Here is an 18960-nt window from a genome sequence, read left to right on the forward strand (position 1 = left end):
GCTCTCCCGGTGCTGGTGGGACCCCGACCGCCGACCGGCCCGGGCGCTGCCCCTGCCACGCTACTCCTGCTGGGAGTGGCGCGGGTTGAGACGTAACGGCTTTGGAGGTTCCCCCGGCGGCGGGCCAGGAGGATCACCACTAGACTCGCGGCGTGAGTCAGACCCTGCCCACCCTGCCCACCCCGCGCGGCCTGCTCTCCGGAACCGTGGTCGCGCTCCTGGGAACGGACCCGCACCAGAAGGGGCCAGAGGACCGGGCCGCCCTGGCCGAGGCCCTCACCGCCGCCGACTCCCTGGCGGGGACGGCGGTGCTCCAGGACGAGGACGCGTTGCTGGCCCTGTGGACCCTGCAGGGGCTGGCATACCACGGTTTCGACGGCGTCGACGGTCGGTGGGAGGTGGACCACCGCCTCGTGCACCTGCGGGTGGCCCTGGAGGACGCCCTCGAGCGGGCGTTGCGCCCCCTCATCGAGCCGGCCGTGGCCCGGCATCTGGCCGCGGCGCGGGAGGACCTCGCGACCACACTGTTCGCCCTGCCCGACGCCGAGTTCACCGACGCGCCCTCGCTGGCGGTCCGGGCCCGGCGCTCGCTGACCCTGGAGCAGTGGCGGGAGGTGCTGGTCCTGAAGTCCGCCTACCAGCTCAAGGAGGCCGACCCGCACACCTTCGCCCTGCCGCGCCTGCCGATGCCGGCCAAGCTGGCGATGTTGGAGATCCAGGTCGACGAGTACGGCAACTGCCGCGCCGAGGACGTGCATTCGGGGCTGTTCGCCCGGGCGATGACCGCCGTCGGGCTGGACCCCACCTACGGCGCCTACGTGGATGCCTGGCCCGCCCCGGTGCTCGCGGCCAACGTCGCCCTCGGGTGGTGGGCCTCCCGGCGTGACTGGGCCGGGGCCGTGGCGGGGCACCTGGCCATGATCGAGACGACCAGCTCGCTGCCCTGCCAGCAGTACGTGGCCGGTGCCCGACGGCTGGGGCTGGACCGGGAGGCGTGGGCGTACTTCGACGAGCACGTGGAGGCCGACGCGGTCCACGAGCAGGTGGCCCTGCGGCAGATGTGCCCCGCGGTGGCCCGGGCCGAGGGTCCGGAGCGGCTGCTCTTCGGATTCCTGGCGGGGCTCTACCTGGAGGGACGGGTGGGGCAGGAGGCCATCGCCCGCTGGGACGCAGGGGACAGCGCGTTGCGCCCGGCGCCCGTCGCGGTGGCCGGGTGACCGCCGCTGACTCCCCCGGCCTGCCGGTGGAGGTCCTCCCCGCCGAGGGGGTACGGGTCCTGGACTGCCCCGGCGGGCCGGCGCTGCTGCGCGGCGCCACCCACGTGGTCGACGCGGCGGGTGAGACGCACCCGGTCACGCGCCCCGTCGTCGCGGTGTGCCGGTGCGAGTCCTCTGGCAGGCTCCCCTGGTGCGACGGCACCCACAAGCTGCTCGGCGCGCCGTCTCGCCCGTGACCCTCCGGACCCACTGGGCCCGCCGGGCGGTGGGCCCAGTGTCAGCGCCCGCGACGACGCGGTCCCCGCGCCACCCTCCGAGACGGGGGTGACGCGGGGACCACGGGGAGCCACCCGCGGTGCGGGGGCGCAGGACTCACTCCCAGGGCGACCAGATGTCCTTCTCGCAGGGCGGGAAGGCGGGGATGGCGACCGTCTCGGTGAGCGTGTACACCTTGCCGTCGACGGCCACGGTGTAGGTGACCTCCACGGAGATGTTGGCCGAGTTGTCCGAGAGCAGGAAGAAGACGACGTCGCCGCCGCCGGGCTGGATGGTGTAGCTGTCCCGGTTCTGGTCGTTCGCCCAGGTGAGCTCCTTGCCGTCGGGGCCGACGATGTCGACGATGGTCACCGTGCCGGTGACCTCGGACTCATTCGAGAAGTGGACGGCGATGCGGTAGGCCTTCTGGCCCCGGCTCCGGCCCGGGAACTTGCAGCTGCCCTCCGCCTCCCCGTCGATGACGATGGGGGTCTCCGGGGTGGGCGAGGCAGCCAGGGCCGGGGTGGTGGTGGCGACGGCGATGGCGGGCGCGGTCCAGGCGGCGCCCTGGACGAGCGTGCGGCGCGAGATGGTCATGGTGTTTCCCCTTCTGAGAGCATGGTGTCTGTCCCCTGTGGACACTGACTCCCCCACCGTAGGCTGAGCCGCATCCACGACAAAGCCCTTCCCACCCGCGTGACAGCGCCGTGACAGCAGTGCCGAAAATAATGGGCCGGACGACACGCAGGAGGGAACCCGTCGACCACCACCGACCTCATGCGGCCGGCCCGGCGACAGGCCCACGTCCTGCTCGCCTGCTGGCCCTGGGCCTCCTAGCCGCCGCCGTGTGAACCGCTCTGCAACCGGTCCGCTACACCGCGCACGCCGTGGGCTTCGTCCACGGCACGAACAGCGAGTCCACCACGCAGTCGTACTCCGCCACCCTGCTGGCGGAGAAGCGCACCCAGCCCTACCTGCCGCTGGTGAGCAGCCTGCCTGTGGTCGAGCAGGTGCGCGAGGCCCTCCAGCTGGAGGAGAGCCCCACCACCATCGCCTCTTGGCTGACGGCCGCGGCCCCGAGAGCAGCGTGAACCTGACGATCACGGCCAAGGCGTCCACCCCGGGCGATCGCGAACGCGGCTATGCAGGCGACGGCCGACCGCGCCGTGGAGATCGAGGGGGGAAAGACCGAGCTGGAGCTGGTGCCGCTGGAGACGGCCACGCTGCCCACCTCCCCCTCGGAGCCGCTGCCGGCGCGCAGCCTGGCCCTCGGCGGTCTGGCTGGACTGGCCCTCGGGTTCGGCGTCGGCAACTGCTGAGCGACCCATCCCCCCGGGTGACGTGTTACACGTCGCGTGCGGCGGCGGTCCAGATGCCTGCACGATAGGCTCGAAGCACACCATCACCCGTCCCGAGGAGGACAGCATGGACCTCATCCGCATAATCGCCCGCCCGATGCTCGGTGGCCTGTTCGTCGCCTCCGGCATCAACCACGTCAAGAGCCCCGAGCACGGTGCCGAGGTGGCCCAGCAGGCCGCCGACAACGTGCTCGAGCCGATGGGCGTCGAGACCGACGGCCAGACGCTCATGAAGGCCCACGGTTACGTGTCCGTGGTCGCCGGTGCCGGCCTGGCCCTGGGCATCGCCCCCCGCCTCTGCGCCCTCGCGCTGGCCGCCGACGTCACCGCCGTGAACCTCACCGCCAACCGATTCTGGGAGCAGGACGGCGAGCAGCGCCAGGGCACCCAGATCCAGTTCATGAAGGACCTCGCGATCGCTGGCGGCCTGCTCATCGCCGCGGCCGACACCGCCGGCAAGCCGGGCCTGGGCTACCGCGCCCAGATGCTGGCCGACCAGGCCTCCGCCCGCGCGGACCACGCCAGCACCATCGCCGGCCTGAAGAAGGACATCGCCAAGCTGCAGGCCGAGAACAAGGGTCTGGCCGCGAAGGCCTCCCTCGCCGCGCAGGCCGGCAAGGCCTCCGGCGCCGCCGGTCTCCTCGGCACGCAGGCCAAGGCCGGCGCCAAGACCGCCAAGGTCGGTGGCCGTGGCAGCATGAAGGCCTTCGCCGCCAAGAAGCGCAAGGACTCGATGATGGACCGGTTCACCGACGCCGTCGACGACGCCGTGAAGCAGGCCAAGAAGACCGTCAACGCCTGATCGATCCAGTGACCGATCACACCCCAGGGCGCGGGCTGCACTCCGGTGCGGACCCGCGCCCTGCTGCGTCCCCCCACACCTGGGCAGCACCCACGCCGACCAGCCCCGTCGAGGCCACGGTGACCGTCCCGGGGTCCAAGTCGTGGACCAACCGGTGGCTCCCCCTGGCGGCCCTCGCCACCGGCACCAGCCACCTCCACGCCCCGCTCGACGCCCGGGACACCCGCGCCATGGCCGCCGCCCTGCGCGCCCTCGGGCACACGGTCACCACTCCTGCGGACGGGCCGTGGAGCGTCACCCCCTCCCCCGACTGGCGGTCCCCCGCCGGCCCGATCGACTGCGACCAGGCCGGGACCGTGCTGCGCTTCCTCGCCCCGCTGGCGAGCCTCGCCGACGGACCGGTCACCTTCACCGGCGAGACGCACCTGGGGTTCCGCCCACTCACCGGGCTCCTGGACGCGCTGCGCTCGCTGGGCGTGCGGGCCCAGAGCGCCCCCGGGGCCGACGGCGTCCTCCCGCTCACCCTGACCGGCCGCCTCGCGCCGCCCGACCCCGCGGACCCCCGGGTCGAGCTGGACGCCCGCGCCTCCTCCCAGTTCGTGAGCGCCCTGCTGCTGGCCGGGACGACCCTCCCCGACGGGCTGACGATCACCGCCACCGGCGAGGTCCCGAGCCTCCCCCACGTCGAGATGACGCGGGCCGCCCTGGCGCACACCGGCGTGCGGACCGAGCAGCGCGGCGAGGGCTCGTGGTGGGTCGAGGGCAAGCGCCCCGACCCGGTGGACGTGACCGTCGAGCCCGACCTGAGCAGCGCCGCCGTCTTCCTCGCTGCGGCCGCCGTGACCGGAGGGCGGGTGACGGTCACCGGCTGGCCGGAGCGGACCACCCAGGGGGGCGACCACGTCCGCGGGCTCCTGGAGCGCATGGGCGCCCGGTGCGTCCTCGACGCCGACGGGCTGACGGTCACCGGCCCCGCCGCCCACCACGTCGGTGGCAGCGGGCTCCACGGCATCGAGGCCGACCTGGGCGCCTGCGGCGAGCTGACCCCCGTCCTCACCGCGCTGTGCGCCCTGGCCGACGGACCGAGCACGCTCACCGGCATCGGCCACCTCCGCGGCCACGAGACCGACCGGCTAGCCGCCCTGGCCACCGAGATCAACACCCTGGGCGGCGAGGTGCGCGAGCTGCCCGACGGGCTGGAGATCACCCCCCGGCCGCTCCACGCCGGGCGCTTCAGCACCTACCACGACCACCGAATGGCCATGGCCGGGGCCGTGCTCGGGCTGGCCGTCCCCGGACTGCTCGTCGAGGACGTCGAGACGACCGACAAGACCCTGCCCGGCTTCACGGGACGCTGGGAACGCCTGCTGGGAAGGACCACCTGATGGCGCGACGCCTCTCGGACTACTCGGAGGCGGACGCCAAGGTCCGCCCGCCCAAGCGGGGCTCCCGGCCACGCACCAAGCAGCGCCCGGCCCACGAGGACGCCATCACCGGCCGTGTCCTGGCCGTGGACCGCGGACGCTTCGACGTGCTCGTGGACGGTGTGCGGGTGCGCGCGATGAAGGCCCGCGAGCTGGGCCGCAAGGGCATCGTCGTCGGTGACGAGGTGGCCCTGGTCGGCGACGCCTCCGGGGACCCCGACACCCTGGCCCGCATCGTCCGGCGCGAGCCCCGACGCACCCTGCTCCGCCGCACCGCCGACGACACCGACCCGGTGGAGCGGGGCATCGTCGCGAACGTCGAGCGCATGCTCATCGTCACCGCCGTCACGGACCCCGAGCCCCGGCCCCGGCTCATCGACCGCTGCCTGGTGGCCGCCTGGGACGCCGGCATCGAGCCGGCGCTGGTGGTCACCAAGGCCGACCTGGCGGACCCCTCCCCCCTCCTGGCGCAGTACGCCGCGCTCGACCTGCCCGCCGTCGTGGTCGCCCGCTCCGGAGAGGACCCCCACGACGGTCTCGACGCCGTCCGCGAGCTCGTCGCCGACCGGTGGTCCGTGCTCGTGGGCCACTCCGGGGTGGGCAAGTCGACCCTCGTGAACGCCCTCGTCCCCGGAGCGGGACGATCCACCGGAGTCGTCAACGACACGACCGGGCGCGGCCGGCACACCAGCACCTCCGCCGTGGCCCTCGAGCTCCCGGGCGGAGGGTGGACGGTCGACACCCCCGGCATCCGCTCCTTCGGTCTGGCCCACGTGGGGGTGGAGGAGCTCATCGGCTTCTTCCCCGACCTGGCCCCCGGGACGGAGGACTGCCCCCGCACCTGCCCCCACCTGGGCGTGGACGACTGCGCCCTGGACGACTGGGTCTCCAGCGGTCGCGCGGGGGCGGGCGGGGAACAGCGCCTCGACTCGCTGCGCCGCCTCATCGCCGCCCGCGCCGGCGAGTGACGCCGAGGGCGTCGACAATGCCAGCGGCAGCAACGAACTCGTCGCCCACGGCGAAGGGCCCCGACCATCCGGTCGGGGCCCTTCGCCGTCCTCCCCTCTCACCGCGAGGACCCGGCAGGGAGGCGCGCCGCCCCTCAGGCGCCCAGCGCCTCACCCCACACGTCGGCGTCACCGACGAGCACCATGACCCACCGGCCCCCCGCCCACCGCTGCCAGGCGGCCCGCATCTGGTCGGCCATCTCCGCGGCGCTGGTCTCCCCCAGGGAACCCAGCGTCCGGGCGCTGAACTCCGGCCCCACCCCGTCCAGGGTCAGCACCGCCGCCTCGTGGGCGAGGGTCTCGGCGGTGGCATAGCGCATGGGAGCGGTCAGGAGTGTGTAGTCCCGTGCGGCCGCAGCCGCCCGCGCGTCGAGCCCGTCGGGCACCCCGCGCAGCAGCCGCAGGAGCTCCCGCACCGCCGGAGCCGTGTCCGCCGTCGTGAAGCTCCCCGCCACCAGGAACTCCCCCACCCGGTGCCGAGGACGGAAGGCGGCCCGCATGCCGTAGGTCCACCCCTTCTCCTCGCGCAGCACCTCGTCCAGCAGCGAGGTCGGGGAGGCCCCCACGTGGACCGCCAGCGGGGCGTAGGGGTGGAAGCCCCCCGGCTCCCGGCGGGTCGGTCCGAGCCACCCGAGGCGCACCTCGGTCTGGGCAGCACCCGACCGGTGGACGACGACCGTCTCCACCCCGTCCACCTCGATCCGGCGCCGGACGCCCTCACACACCGCGCCCCCGCCGGCCTGCGCGGCCTCAGCCTCGCCTGCACCGGCCTCCACAGCGGCGCCAACAGCCCCTGAGCGCTCCGCGGCCTCCGCCCCCACGACCGTCTCCTCCGGACCCGCAGCGGCGCCCTCACCGGCAACGGCAGCCGCCCAGGGGTCGATGAGGTGCTGCTGCACCCGGGCCACGGCCTCACCAGGAGCACCGAGGCCGCTCAGGTCCCCGGCCAGCACCACCCCGGCACCGTCGGGACGCACCCACCGAGCATGGTGCGCCCGGACGTCCGCGGCGGTGATGGCGCTGACGGTCTGCGCGGAACCCGCCCCCGGGCGCCCCTCCCGGGTGTCCTCGCCGTGCAGGAGCGTGGCGAACTCGCGCATGGCTCGGACGCTCGGGGTGGCCCGCTCCTGGGCGATGTCGAACAGTCGCCCCCGCACCTCTCGCTGCACCGCCTCGGTGGGGAAGGTGGGGCGCCCCAGCAGCTCCGCAGCCAGCCCCAGCGCGTCGTCCAGGTGGGAGGGGGTGCACTCCAGGCCGACCATCAGACCCAGCTCGGTGGAGCTCAGCTCGAGCCCCACCCCGGCCCGCTCGAAGGCCCGGGCCAGGGACTCGGCGTCGTGCTCCTGCGTCCCCTCGTCGAGCGTCGCAGCCAGGATCACGCTGAGCCCCTCCATCTCCCGGGGCTCCTCGACCCACGGCATCGGGACGACGATCTCCAGCGCCAGCACCGGCTGCCCCGGGAGGTCGACCAGGCGCACCCCTCCGGCACCGGCCAGCGGCAGCAGCTGCGAGGCGGGGTACTCCCACGCGGCGGGCGCCCCCACCGGCGGGGCGACGGTCCGGTCGGCGGTGCTGCTCATGCGTCCTCCTGCGGGGTGTAGGTGATGACCTCGAAGGCTCCCGGCTGCCACCAGGTCGCCGCAGCACGGCGGACGTCCTCCTCGGTGACGGCCCGCACCCCGTCCAGCCACTCCCAGGCGGCGTGGGGACGTCCGTGGACGGTGGCGAACTGCCCCAGGACGTCGGCCCGCTGGTCGTGGTGGGCCAGCGCGGAGAGCCAGGACCGCTCCGTATCGGCCTGGACGGCCGCCAGGTCGTCGGCCCCCACGCCGTCCCGCCCGACCCGGACCAGCTCCTCGACGATGGCGTCGGCCACCTCCTCGGCCGTGTGCCCGTCGGCGACGTCCGCGATCACGAAGCCCGGCGAGACCCCCGCCGCGTTGCCCATGACGTGGCCGGACACCCCGTGGACCGACTCCTCGGTGCGCAGCAGCCGCTGGGTGAGCCGGCTGGAGGCCAGCCCGGCCAGGACGTCCATGCCCACCGCCAGCGGCAGGTGGTCGGCGTCCAGCTCCCCGGGGGCGCGGAAGGCTACGTGGACGCGCTCCGAGGGCACCGCGTCCGGCACCCGGTGGTGCCGCGGGGCCGTCCCCTCCAGCGGCAGCAGCGGCGCGTGCGGGGCGGGCAGGAGCGGCTCCTCCGGGCGAGCCCACTCCCCGAACCAGTGCTCCACCCGGGCCAGGGCGTGCTCCGGCTCGACGTCGCCCACCAGGGTCAGGACGGTGTTGTCCGGCCGGTAGTGCCGGGCGTGGAAGGCGTGGGCGTCCTCCAGGGTCGCCGCCGCGAGATCGTCCATCGACCCGATCGTCGAGTGGTGGTACGGGTGGTCGGCGGGGAAGAGCGCCTGCTGCATGCGGTGGAAGGCGTCCCCGTAGGGCTGGTTGTCGTAGCGCTGGCGCTTCTCCTCCACCACCACGTCGCGCTGGTTGTCCAGCGTGCCCTGGTCGAGCGCCTCCCGGAGGAAGAGGTGCCGGTCCGACTCCAGCCACAGGGCGAGGTCCAGCGCCCCGGCGGGCAGGGCCTCGAAGTAGTTGGTCCGGTCCAGCGAGGTGGTGGCGTTGGCCGATCCCCCGACGTCCATGAGCCGGGAGAAGTGCTCCCCCTTCGCCACACGCGGCGACCCCTGGAACATGAGGTGCTCGAAGAGGTGGGCCAGGCCCGTCCGGCCCGGCTCCTCGTGACCGCTGCCCACCCGGACCCACAGGTTGACCGCCACCACCGGGGCCGTGCGGTCGGGCTGGACCACGACGCGCAGTCCGTTCGGCAGGGTGTGCTCCTCCAGCGGCAGGTCCAGGGACATGCGCGCCACCCTACGACGGAGCCCCCGCACCCTCGCGGGGTGCAGGGGCCTCGTCGGCGCGGTCAGCCGACCCGCCGGTCGACCTCACCGCATCGGGTCACTTGCCGAGCTGCTCGCGCTCCGGCACGGTGACCCGCTGGTTGCGGGCGTTGGCCACGGTGTTGCCGGCCCAGGCCACGAGCGTGGTCAGGCGGTTCTTCAGGCCCGGCAGGTAGGCCAGGTGGATGCCCATCCACATGAGCCAAGCGGGGATGTGCGTCATCTCGAACTTCTTGTCCGCCCCCAGGTAGCCCACGGCCTTGCCCTTGGCGATGACGGCGAAGGAGCCCTTGTCGAAGTACTCGTAGGGCTCGGAGGTGTCCAGCCCGATCGCCCGGCGCGCGATGGCGTCGGCAGCGTGGGCGCCGGACTGCATGGCGTTCTGGGCCACCCCGGGGAACTTCTTGAGGCTGATCATGTCGCCCACGACGAAGATCTCCGGGTGGTTGCCGACGGTGAGGTCCTCGTTGACCATGACGCGACCGGCGCGGTCCGTCTCGGCACCGGCCTTGTCGGCCACGACCTTGCCGATCGGGGCGACCTGCACACCGGCGGCCCAGATCTTCACGTCGGCCTCGATGCGCTCCTCCGGCTGGTCCTTCACCGAGAGGGTGATCGAGTCGGCGTCCACGTCGGTGGCCATGGTGTTGAGGCGGACCTCGACCCCGAGGTCCTCCAGCTGCTTCTGCGCCGAGCGACCGAGCTTCTCGGAGAAGGGCGGCATGACCTGGCCCATGCCCTCCACCAGGAGGATGCGGGACTCGCTGGTGTCGATGTGCTTGTACTGGCCGGCCAGGGTGTCGTGGCAGATCTCGGCGAGCTGGCCGACGAGCTCCAGGCCGGTCGGGCCGGCACCGACGACGACGAAGGTCAGCGCCTTGCGGGCGTCGTCCATGCGGCCGTCCGCGGCAGCCACCTCGGCACGCTCGAAGGCGCCGAAGATCAGGGAGCGCAGGTACAGGGCGTCCTCGACGGTCTTCATGCCCGGGGCGAACTCGGCGAAGTGGTCGTTGCCGAAGTAGGACTGGCCCGCACCGGCGGCAAGGATCATGTCGTCGTACTCGAAGCGGGACTCGCCCTGCTCGGTCCTCGCGATGACGGCGCGGCCGTCGACGTCCACGTCGGTCACCTCGCCGAGGACGACGGTCACGTTGTCCTGCCCGGAGAGCACCTCACGGATGGTCGGCGCGATCTCCCCCTCGGAGATGATGCCGGTGGCCACCTGGTAGAGCATCGGCGCGAACATGAAGGTGGGCGTCTTGCTCACCAGGGTGATGTCGACATCGGCGTCGGCCAGGGACTTGGCGGCCGAGATGCCGGCGAAGCCGGAGCCGACGATGACGACGCGGCGGCGGCCGGTGGGGGCCGCGGGGGTGTTGGCCATGGCGGGCTCAACGGACACGGGTGTCTCCTTGGTGATCGCGATGATTGGACGCAGGGCGGGACGCGGGGTCCCACCACCACGGTACGCCACCCCCGCTCAGCGTGGGGCTTGCCCCGCGAGGCGATCCCCCCACGGTGAGCGGGACCGGACGGCTCAGTCGAGACCGGCCACGACCGCGTCCCCGAACCCCGGCACGTCCTCCACGAGCTGGCGGGAGAAGCCCTTCGCCCCCTCGGGAGCCAGGTGGATGGCGTCGCGGCTGGAGCCGTCCCCCCACCAGGAGCCGAACCGGTCCACCGGGAAGTGCTCCACGCCGGCCGCCTCGGCCAGGCTCCGGGCGGCCTCCTGGCGGCGCTGGTCGTAGTCGCGACCCATCTCCTCCAGGGTGTCCTGGTGCGCCGGTGTGTAGGGCACCTCCGTGGTGATCACCGTGACCCCCTCGGACTCCAGGAAGTCCACCAGCTCGGTGAACTGCTCCACTGCCGCGTCCTGGGTGGTGGGGAAGCCGGGGAAGCCCCTCTCCCCCCGCTCCTCGGACGCCTTGCGGGCCGCTGCCTCGGAGATCCCCGGGTGGGTGATCTGGCCGTTCGCCAGGACGTGCGAGCCCTTCCGGAAGTTCAGGGTCTGCTGGAGCGGGTTCCCGTCCAGCGCCCACTCCACCTGGCCACCACCCTGGCGGTAGCGGAAGCGCAGGTCCCGGACGTCTCGCCGGCAGGTCGTCGCGTCCTGCGCCGTCCAGGTGTCCGCCGCAGGACGGTCGCACCCCTCCACCACGTGCGAGAACGGGGTGTGCTGCACCTCCCCCGAGTAGAAGGCGTCGTTCTCCGCCGCCCGGGTCGAGACGACGAGCACGGCCACGTCCGGCAGCTTGTCGATCGAGGCGGCATAGCGGGCCACCAGCGTGTTGACCCCCCAGCGGGCCCGGCTGCTCGCCGCGTTGAAGACGCTGACCTCACGGCCGGCCTCCTCGGAGAGCAGCTCCCCCAACACCTCCGGGTCGACGCCCTGCTGGGTCATCGAGTCCCCGAAGAGCATGACGTCGTGCCTCGGCTGCAGGGTCAGTGCGTTGGTCATCGTCTCGAAGGCACCGCCGTGGGTGGGGGCCACGGGGATGCGCTGCTCGGCGATGAGCTCCTCGAGCTGCGCCGCGGTCACGTCGGCGGGGAGGGACTCGTTGAAGTCCGGCTGCGGAGCCAGCCCGTTGGGGCCCTTGGCCTCCTTCCCACCGGAGGCGTTCTTCCCGCCGGAGGCCTCGGGACCGGACCCCTCCGACGGCGAGGCCGGGCTGGCGCTGGTCGAGGAGCCCGTGGCGGAGGGGTCCTCCTGACCCTCTCCACACGCGGTGAGGAACAACCCCACCGTCAGGATCGACACGGCCGCCTGCGCACCTCTCGAGTTCATGGGCGGCAGCATAAGCGCCGATCGTGGTGCCGGCCGGGCGCCCGCACGGGAGAGGCAGAAGGCCGGGACAGGCAGAAGGCCGGCCCTGACGGATCAGGACCGGCCTTCTGGAGTGGTAGCGGGGACAGGATTTGAACCTGTGACCTCCGGGTTATGAGCCCGGCGAGCTACCGAACTGCTCCACCCCGCGTTGCGATCCCCAACACTAGGGGACGCATCGAACGTTTGCAAATCGGCCACGTGCAGGACACCGGGTGTTCACCCCTTCGTCCCCTTCCACGATCCCTCCCGGTCGGCCGGGTCGATCGTCGCCCGGCCGCCCTCCGGGGCCGCCTCGGTGGCCCGCTCGATGGCATCGCGCAGCTTCTCCTGCGCCTTGCCGTAGCGCGTGAAGTCACCCTCCGCGAGCGCCTCGTCCGCCTCCGCCACAGCCTTCTCGGCGTCGGCCAGGGCCTTCGCGAGCGCCTCGGGGTCCTCGGGGTCCGGGGCGGACGAGGACCAGCCGTCCTCCGTCGAGCCCTTGCCCGACTCACCGCCGGACTCCTTGCCCGACTCCTTGCCCCACTCCTGGCCGGACCCACCGCCGGAGCCCTCGCCACCGGAGCCGGACCCCTTCCCGCTCCCGGAGCCGCTGCTCTCGGAGAAGAGCTGGTCGAGCGCGGAGTCGAGCGTCTCGCCCCACGCGAGCTCGTTGCCGAAGGAGACCACCACGAGGCGCAGCAGGGGGTAGCTCGAGTCCCCCGTGGACTGCACGTAGATCGGCTCCACGTAGAGGATCCCGCCGCCCACCGGCAGGGTGAGCTGGTTGCCGAAGGAGACGTCCGAGCCCCGCTGCTGGTTGAGGCTCAGGAACTGCGAGAGCGTCTGCGAGAAGTCCGTCGACGAGTCGTTGGAGCTGGTGAGCATGTTCTGCATCTGCCCCGGGCCCGGCACGGAGGTCTCCCGCGGCAGCTCCAGCAGGCGCAGGTCCCCGTAGCCCTCCCGAGGCTCCCCGGCGTCCGCGCCGGCGTCGGCGTCCACCGCCAGGAAGCCGCTGAGGACCTCCCGCTCGCCGACCGGCTTGTAGGTGCTCGTCAGGGAGAAGCGGGGCTCCTCCTGCTCGGGCATCTGCACGCTCAGGTAGTAGGGCGGCTGCGTGTGCCCCCCGTCCTCCTGCGTCGGGTCGTCCGGCACGCGCCAGAAGTCCTGCCCGCCGAAGAAGGCGCCGGCACTGGTGACGTGGTAGCGCGAGAGCATCTCCCGCTGCGCCTTGAAGAGGTCCTGCGGGTAGCGCAGGTGGCTCATGAGCTCGCTGCCGATCTCGCTGCGCGGCCGGACCGTCCCCGGGAAGGCCTGCGACCAGGCCGCGAGCAGGGGGTCCTCCTCGTCCCAGGCGTAGAGCGTGACCTCGCCGTCGTAGGCGTCGACCGTCGCCTTCACCGAGTTGCGCAGGTAGTTCACCCGCCCGCTGGCGGTGGCGACGTTCGCGCTCGAGGCGGTCGTCCCGTCGGCCGTGGTGCGGTCCAGCTGGGTGGTCTCCGAGTACGGGTAGTGCGAGGTCGTGGTGTACCCGTCGACCACCCACAGGACCCGGCCGTCGACGATCGTCGGGTAGGGGTCCCCGTCCAGGGTCAGCCACGGGGCCACCCGCTGCACCCGCTCCCGCGGGGTGCGGTGGTCCAGCAGCTGGGACTCGGCGTTGAACGCGTCGGCCAGCAGGAAGTTCGTCTCCTGGTACTTCACCGCGTAGGCGATGCGGTTGACCCAGCTGCCCACCGGCACGCCACCGTCGCCGTCATAGGTCGTGTTCGCCTGCCCGGTCGCCGACCCGTCCGGACGGTCGAGCTCCCGCGGGGCGGCACCCTCCGGGGCACCCACCACCGAGTAGACCGGCGAGGACTCCCCGAAGTAGATGCGGGGCTCGTACTCCCCCGCCAGATCCTGGGTGGGCGGGATGTTCTTCTCGGTGAAGACCGGCTCGCCCTTGCCCGACTTCTCCGAGGAGTCCGCGGCCACCAGGCCGAAGCCGTGCGTGTACACCGTGTGGTCGTTCACCCAGTTGCGCTGCCCGGCCGGCACCCCGTCCAGGTCGAGCTCGCGGACGGCCACGACCTGCTCCTCGGTGCGCCCGTCGACCTCGTAGCGGTCGACGTCGAGGGTGTCGGGGAACTGGTAGTAGTTGCGGATGCCCTGCAGCTGCTTGACCGTGGGGCCGATGACGTCCGGGTCCATGAGCCGGATCCCGGGGATGGACTCGCGGTCCTCCGCCAGCGCGTCGGAGGTGGCCGCCGTGCGCGCGTCGTAGGGGACCACCTCCGCCCCCTCGATGCCGTAGGCGGCGCGCGTCGCGTCGATGCCGCGCTGGATGTACGGCTCCTCCTTCGAGGCCTCCGAGGGGAGCACGACGATGCGCTGCAGCAGCGCCGGGTACACCCCGGTCCCCAGCAGCGAGGTCACCACCAGCAGCCCGGTGGCCGCCAGCGGAAGCCGCCAGGAGCGGGTCCGCGCCGAGTGGAGCACCACCAGGGCCACCACCACCGCGCTGGCAGCGAGGATCGCCAGCATCGGCAGCCGGGAGTGGACCTCGGCGTAGCCCGGGCCTGCCGTCCGCGGCCCCATCGCCGTGGTCGACTGCCAGCGCTGCACGAGCCAGTCCACGGCCTTCACGACGAGGGACGCCGCGGTGAGCCCCGCCACCTGCCAGGCGGCCGCCCGGGTGATGTGTGCCCCGTCGTGCCGCCGGGCGAGGCTGATGCCACCCCACAGGTAGTGGGTCAGGACGTTGGCCACCAGCGCCAGCAGGAGCACCGCCAGGAGCACGTCCACCACGACCGCCACGAAGGGCAGGGTGAAGACGTAGAAGCCGACGTCGTGCCCGAACTCCGGGTCGGTCACCCCGAAGGGCTGTCGGTTGAGGAAGAGCAGGGCGTCCTGCCAGGAGGCCGCCATCGCCGCCCCGAGGAAGAGGGCCACGAAGGCCGGCAGCCCCAGCAGGGTCCACCGGGGCACGGCCTCGACCTGCTTCCGGTAGCGCTCCAGCGGGTCCGTCCCCGCCGCCAGGGCGCGAGCCGGTGGCCGCACCCGGTGAGCCGCCCAGATGGCTCCCGCCACCACCCCGAAGGAGAGCAGGGCACCCAGCAGGAAGAGCCCCAGGGTGGTGGCCAGCACCCGCCACTGGACCCCGAGGAACCCGACCGAGCGGTACCAGAGCACGTCCGTCCACAGCCGGGCCACCCACGAGCCCACCACGCTCAGGAGCAGGAGGACACCGAGGAGGCCGACCACCCGGCCCAGCAGACCGGGGGAGCGCGAGGACGTGGACGCCATGGAGGGACCTTTCCGACGGGTGGGGCCAAGGGTACGCAGCCCGCCCCCCGCACCCGGTGGCCGACCTGCGGGAGACTGGACCCATGACGACTCCCCCCAGCACCCCCGAGATCGCCCCCGAGCTCCTGCAGGCCGCCCGCGAGACCGAGCGCCACGTGGCGGAGTCCGGCTGGGGCCAGCCCGACCGGGTCTTCGCCCTGGCCCGCACCGCCGACCTCGTGGCCGCCGAGCCCTCCCTGCGCGGCCAGCTGGGCGACGAGTCCGGCTACAGCGCGGTGGAGCAGGAGCTGCCCGCGGGCACCGAGCTCGTGGAGTTCCTCGGCCACACCCGCTGGCCGGAGGCGGTCGTGGGCTGCGCCCTGGCCGCCGAGCGCCGGATGACCGTGCCGCCCGCCCAGCGCGCCGCCGGGGCCGGGGACGAGCCGGAGGCCATCCGTCTGCTGGTGGCCGTGACCCGGCAGGGCGAGCGCGTCACCCTGCTGCGGATGGAGCAGCACGACCGGGACACCGACGTCGCCGTCGCCCACGACGCGGCCCGCGAGCTCGAGGACGCCCTGCTGGTCACCCTCGGGGACTGACTCAGCCGGCCGACGAGGCGCTCGGTGCCGGCTGCTCGGAGAGCACCTGCTCGCAGGTCTCCAGCCCCGCGGTGTCCCCGGCGGCGATCGCCTCGACCGTCGACCGGGCCTCGGAGAAGTCGGTCACCGCGAAGGCCTCCATCCCCCCGGGGACCCGGCCGACGACCTCCCCGCAGTTCGCGTCCGGGGCCAGGAACCAGTCCGCCCCCGAGTCCCGCGCGCCGATCATCTTCTGCCGGATCCCGTCGATCGGACCGACCTGCCCCTCGGCGTCGATCGTGCCCGTCCCGGCGATGTCCTCACCCCCGGTGAGCGGCCCCTCGGTGAGCTGGTCGTAGATCCCCAGCGAGAGCATCATCCCGGCCGAGGGTCCCCCGACGGCCCCGGCGTCCACGGTCACGTCCACCGCGCTGTCGGCCCGCGCACCCAGCAGCACCCCGACCACGGTGCGCCCCTCGGCCGTCCCGGTCGGCACCTCCAGCGTGCGCTCCCGCCCGTCGCGCCGCACCCGCATCGGCACCTTCGTGCCCGGCTCGGCGGCTTGCACCACCTGCTGCACGTCCGCCGGCTGCTCCACCGAGCGCCCGCCCGCCTCGAGGATCACGTCGTCGGTGCGCAGCACCCCCCGGGCGGCGGCGTCCGGCAGCACCTCCCCGACCACCACCTCCTCGGTGACCTCCACCCCGGCCGCCCGCAGCGCCACCACGGAGGCGCCGCTCTGCGAGCCCTCCATCTGCGCGCTGGAGTGCTGGTCGACCTCCTCCTCGGTGACCTCCGCGGGGAAGACCTGCTCGCGCGGGATGATCTCGTCCTGCCCCCGCAGCCGCGACCAGGTCACCTCCCACCAGCTGGCCTCGTGCCCCGGGCCGCCGTACATCGCGACCGTCGTCATGCGCAGCCCACCCTCGGTGGGGTGGGTCTCGTGCCCCTCGATGCGGATCATCGGCCCACCCCCCGGGCCCTCCTCGGCGAGCACGTCGTAGGCGGTGCCCGGCTTGAGGAGCACGTAGGGGGCCGTGACCAGCTGGGAGGCCACGACGGCCACCACCACGAGCAGGGCCAGCAGCATCGTCCCCAGGCCCAGGAGGCGGCGTCCGGTCGTCATCGGGCCATTCTCACACCGCCCGCGCGCGCTCCCGCACCCCCGGCGCGGGAGAATGGGGGAAGGCCCGACGCCGACCCGGTGTTGTCACCGGGGACCACGAGGAGGCACGCATGACGCAGGACAACGGACCCCGCGACGACGAGAACGGCACCCCCGACGAGCCGCAGGACCCGATGAAGGAGATGCTCCGCGGCTTCCTCGGTGACGCCGTGGACTCCCCGGAGGTCGACGAGATGCTCCGCTCCCTGGGGATGCAGGGAGGCGTGCCCGGCGCAGCCCCCGGTCAGACCCCGGGTGGGGTGCCCGGGATGCCCGGGGCGGGTGAGGCCGGCGCCAACCCCTTCGCGGCGATGATGGCCGGCAATCCCGCCGCCTTCGGCGCCCTCCAGGCCCAGGTGCAGGCCATGTTCAACGCCGACGACTCCGCGGTGAACCCCGACCTGGCCCGGGACGTGGCGCGGCGCGTGGCCGTGGCCGGCGGCGACCCCTCGGTGGGCGAGACCGCCCAGCGCGATGCCGACCAGGTGGCCCAGGTGGCCTCCCTCTGGCTGGACGCCGCCACCGAGTTCTCCGCCCTCGACGGCCGGGCCCGGGTGGTGAGCCGCTCGGAGTGGGTGGAGGCCACGCTGCCCACCTGGGTGCAGGTCCTCACCCCGCTGGCCGAGGGCGTGAACAACGCCGTGGCCGGCTCCCTGGAGGGACGCTTCGGGGACGACCCCGAGACGCTGGAGTCCCAGCTGCCCCCGGGCATGCTCCCCCCGGGCATGGACCTCTCGGCCGTCATGGGTCAGATGACCCCGATGCTGCGCAAGATGTCGGCCTCCATGTTCTCCGTGCAGCTGGGGCAGGCGGCCGGGGCGCTGAGCCGCGAGGTCGTCTCCGGCACCGACGTCGGCCTGCCCCTGGTGGAGGGCGAGGAGGTGCTCATGGTGCCGGCCAACGTCCGCGAGTTCGCCGACGGTCTGGAGATCGACCCCGCCGAGGTGATGCTCTACCTCACGGTGCGGGAGTCCGCCCGCCAGCGTCTCTTCGCCGGGGCGCCCTGGGTGCGCTCGCAGGTCATCGAGGCGGTCCGCGCCTACGCCGCCGACATGCGCCTGGACACCGACTCGATCGAGTCCAAGGTCGCCTCGGTGGACCCCACCGACCCGGAGGCCATGCAGTCCGCCCTGGGGGACGGTCTGTTCCACCCGGAACCGAGCGAGGCCCAGCGGCAGGCCCTGGCCCGCCTCGAGACCTGGCTCGCCCTCATCGAGGGCTGGGTCGACGTGGTGACCGACCGCGCCACCGCGAGCACCCTCCCCCACGCCCAGGCGCTCGCCGAGACGGTGCGCCGGCGCCGGGCCACCCAGGGGCCGGCGGAGAAGACCTTCTCCGGCCTGGTCGGCCTGGAGCTGCGGCCACGGCGGATGCGCGACGCCGCCAACCTGTTCGCCGCCATGGAGGACCGCCACGGGGCCGCCGCCCGGGACGCCGTCTGGGACCACCCGGACATCGCCCCCGACGCGGCCGCCCTGGACGACGTGCTCGGCTACGTGGAGGCCTGGGGCCGCAACGAGCCCGGCGAGGCCACCGGCACGGACTTCGACGCCGAGCTGGAGGCCCTGCTGCGGGACGCTCAGGGGCAGGCCGAGGACTCCGACGGGTCGAGCGGCTCCGGGGAGTCCGAGGGCCCCGGGGAGTCCGGCGAGGACCCCGGCCGCACCTGACCCGCCCCCGGCGGGGGCACCCGCCACCCGTGGGCCACCCCGTCGAGGAAGGCCATGGCCCGGTCGTAGTCCGGGTAGCGCGTCACCAGCGCCCGGAACTCCGGGCCGTGGCCGGGGACGAACAGGTGGGCCAGCTCGTGGACGACCACGGCGTCGATCACCCAGTCCGGCATCGTGGCCAGGGCGTCGCTGAGGATCACCACCCGCCGGCGTGGCTGGCAGGAGCCCCAGCGCTGCCGCTGCCGCCCGGACCAGGTGATCGACGCGACCTCCGCCCGACCGTCGAAGTAGCGCTGGCTGATCCGCTCGGCCCGGCGCCGCAGCGCCCCGGCGTCCCGCGCCCGCCACTCCTTGCGCAGCACCTTCTCCACCAGGGCGTCCACCTGCTGGCGCTCCAGCTCCGGGGGCATCCCGGCCGGCACCGCCACGTGCACCGCACCGTCCACCCGCCGAGCGCTCAGCGTCTTGCGCCGCCGCGTGCTGCGGGTGATGACGACCTCGGGGCGCTCGTCCAC

General features: G+C 73.6%; 17 protein-coding genes and 1 tRNA gene. 9 read left to right on the forward strand and 9 right to left on the reverse strand.

The annotated features are described in order from the left end of the window. Positions 1-152: 152 nt before the first annotated feature. Together CFT82_RS02825 and CFT82_RS02830 are read left to right on the forward strand one after the other, a co-directional pair. Positions 153-1217 carry an iron-containing redox enzyme family protein gene (locus tag CFT82_RS02825; RefSeq protein WP_234994244.1) on the forward strand — a complete coding sequence of 355 codons (1065 nt, stop codon included), beginning with the start codon at positions 153-155 and terminating at the stop codon, positions 1215-1217. Further along, positions 1214-1453 carry a CDGSH iron-sulfur domain-containing protein gene (locus tag CFT82_RS02830; protein WP_234994245.1) on the forward strand — a complete coding sequence of 80 codons (240 nt, stop codon included), beginning with the start codon at positions 1214-1216 and terminating at the stop codon, positions 1451-1453. The genes CFT82_RS02825 and CFT82_RS02830 overlap by 4 nt, the downstream gene beginning before the upstream one ends. Positions 1454-1589: 136 nt before the next feature. Here CFT82_RS02830 and CFT82_RS11660 read toward each other — a convergent pair whose 3' ends face one another. After that, complete coding sequence (locus CFT82_RS11660) at positions 1590-2069, reverse strand: hypothetical protein (RefSeq protein WP_088817556.1); 480 nt, start codon at positions 2067-2069, stop codon at positions 1590-1592. A gap of 290 nt (positions 2070-2359) precedes the next feature. Here CFT82_RS11660 and CFT82_RS02840 point away from each other — a divergent pair, with 290 nt between their 5' ends. The 5 genes from CFT82_RS02840 (at position 2360) to rsgA (ending at position 6024) form a co-directional block, all read left to right on the forward strand. Then, positions 2360-2563 carry a YveK family protein gene (locus tag CFT82_RS02840; protein ID WP_088817557.1) on the forward strand — a complete coding sequence of 68 codons (204 nt, stop codon included), beginning with the start codon at positions 2360-2362 and terminating at the stop codon, positions 2561-2563. A gap of 51 nt (positions 2564-2614) precedes the next feature. Beyond that, positions 2615-2791 (forward strand): hypothetical protein, encoded by a 177-nt coding sequence (locus CFT82_RS11665; RefSeq protein WP_159461832.1) that lies wholly within the window; start codon positions 2615-2617, stop codon positions 2789-2791. 106 nt (positions 2792-2897) lie between these two features. Next, a complete protein-coding gene (locus CFT82_RS02845; protein WP_234994246.1) occupies positions 2898-3632 on the forward strand; it encodes a DoxX family protein in 735 nt (244 codons plus the stop codon). 8 nt (positions 3633-3640) lie between these two features. Next, positions 3641-5017, forward strand: coding sequence for a 3-phosphoshikimate 1-carboxyvinyltransferase (gene aroA, locus CFT82_RS02850; protein ID WP_407656018.1), 1377 nt, complete (start codon positions 3641-3643; stop codon positions 5015-5017). After that, positions 5017-6024 carry a ribosome small subunit-dependent GTPase A gene (rsgA, locus tag CFT82_RS02855; RefSeq protein ID WP_088817558.1) on the forward strand — a complete coding sequence of 336 codons (1008 nt, stop codon included), beginning with the start codon at positions 5017-5019 and terminating at the stop codon, positions 6022-6024. Before aroA ends, rsgA begins: the two co-directional genes overlap by 1 nt. A 134-nt stretch (positions 6025-6158) precedes the next feature. Here the strand turns inward: rsgA and CFT82_RS02860 are convergent, their stop codons facing one another. From CFT82_RS02860 to CFT82_RS02885, 6 genes are all read right to left on the reverse strand, one after another. Further along, positions 6159-7643, reverse strand: coding sequence for a M16 family metallopeptidase (locus CFT82_RS02860; RefSeq protein ID WP_088817559.1), 1485 nt, complete (start codon positions 7641-7643; stop codon positions 6159-6161). Next, positions 7640-8923 (reverse strand): M16 family metallopeptidase, encoded by a 1284-nt coding sequence (locus CFT82_RS02865; protein WP_088817560.1) that lies wholly within the window; start codon positions 8921-8923, stop codon positions 7640-7642. Before CFT82_RS02865 ends, CFT82_RS02860 begins: the two co-directional genes overlap by 4 nt. A gap of 97 nt (positions 8924-9020) precedes the next feature. Continuing rightward, positions 9021-10364 (reverse strand): NAD(P)/FAD-dependent oxidoreductase, encoded by a 1344-nt coding sequence (locus tag CFT82_RS02870; RefSeq protein ID WP_234994248.1) that lies wholly within the window; start codon positions 10362-10364, stop codon positions 9021-9023. A 135-nt stretch (positions 10365-10499) separates the two neighbouring features. Further along, positions 10500-11747 (reverse strand): SGNH/GDSL hydrolase family protein, encoded by a 1248-nt coding sequence (locus CFT82_RS02875; RefSeq protein ID WP_159461833.1) that lies wholly within the window; start codon positions 11745-11747, stop codon positions 10500-10502. A 113-nt stretch (positions 11748-11860) separates the two neighbouring features. Continuing rightward, positions 11861-11937, reverse strand: a tRNA-Met gene (locus CFT82_RS02880). Positions 11938-12005: 68 nt separating this feature from the next. Further along, positions 12006-15053, reverse strand: coding sequence for a UPF0182 family membrane protein (locus tag CFT82_RS02885; protein WP_088817563.1), 3048 nt, complete (start codon positions 15051-15053; stop codon positions 12006-12008). A gap of 83 nt (positions 15054-15136) precedes the next feature. On the opposite strand from CFT82_RS02885, the gene CFT82_RS02890 reads away from it, so the two are divergent. Beyond that, positions 15137-15631, forward strand: coding sequence for a PPA1309 family protein (locus tag CFT82_RS02890; protein WP_088817564.1), 495 nt, complete (start codon positions 15137-15139; stop codon positions 15629-15631). A gap of 1 nt (position 15632) precedes the next feature. Here CFT82_RS02890 and CFT82_RS02895 read toward each other — a convergent pair whose 3' ends face one another. Next, a complete protein-coding gene (locus CFT82_RS02895; RefSeq protein ID WP_088817565.1) occupies positions 15633-16736 on the reverse strand; it encodes a YlbL family protein in 1104 nt (367 codons plus the stop codon). Between the two features lie 110 nt (positions 16737-16846). Between CFT82_RS02895 and CFT82_RS02900 the strand changes: the two genes are divergently transcribed. Continuing rightward, the gene (locus CFT82_RS02900; protein ID WP_088817566.1) at positions 16847-18445 is read left to right on the forward strand and encodes a zinc-dependent metalloprotease; all 1599 of its coding nucleotides are present in this window, start codon (positions 16847-16849) and stop codon (positions 18443-18445) included. On the opposite strand, the gene CFT82_RS02905 is transcribed toward CFT82_RS02900, so the two are convergent. Then, entirely contained in the window at positions 18355-18960 is a 606-nt protein-coding gene (locus CFT82_RS02905; protein WP_088817567.1) for a M48 metallopeptidase family protein, read from the reverse strand. The genes CFT82_RS02900 and CFT82_RS02905 overlap by 91 nt on opposite strands.

Origin of the sequence: Kytococcus aerolatus (genome assembly GCF_900187395.1) — a bacterium.
GTDB lineage: Bacteria > Actinomycetota > Actinomycetes > Actinomycetales > Dermatophilaceae > Kytococcus > Kytococcus aerolatus.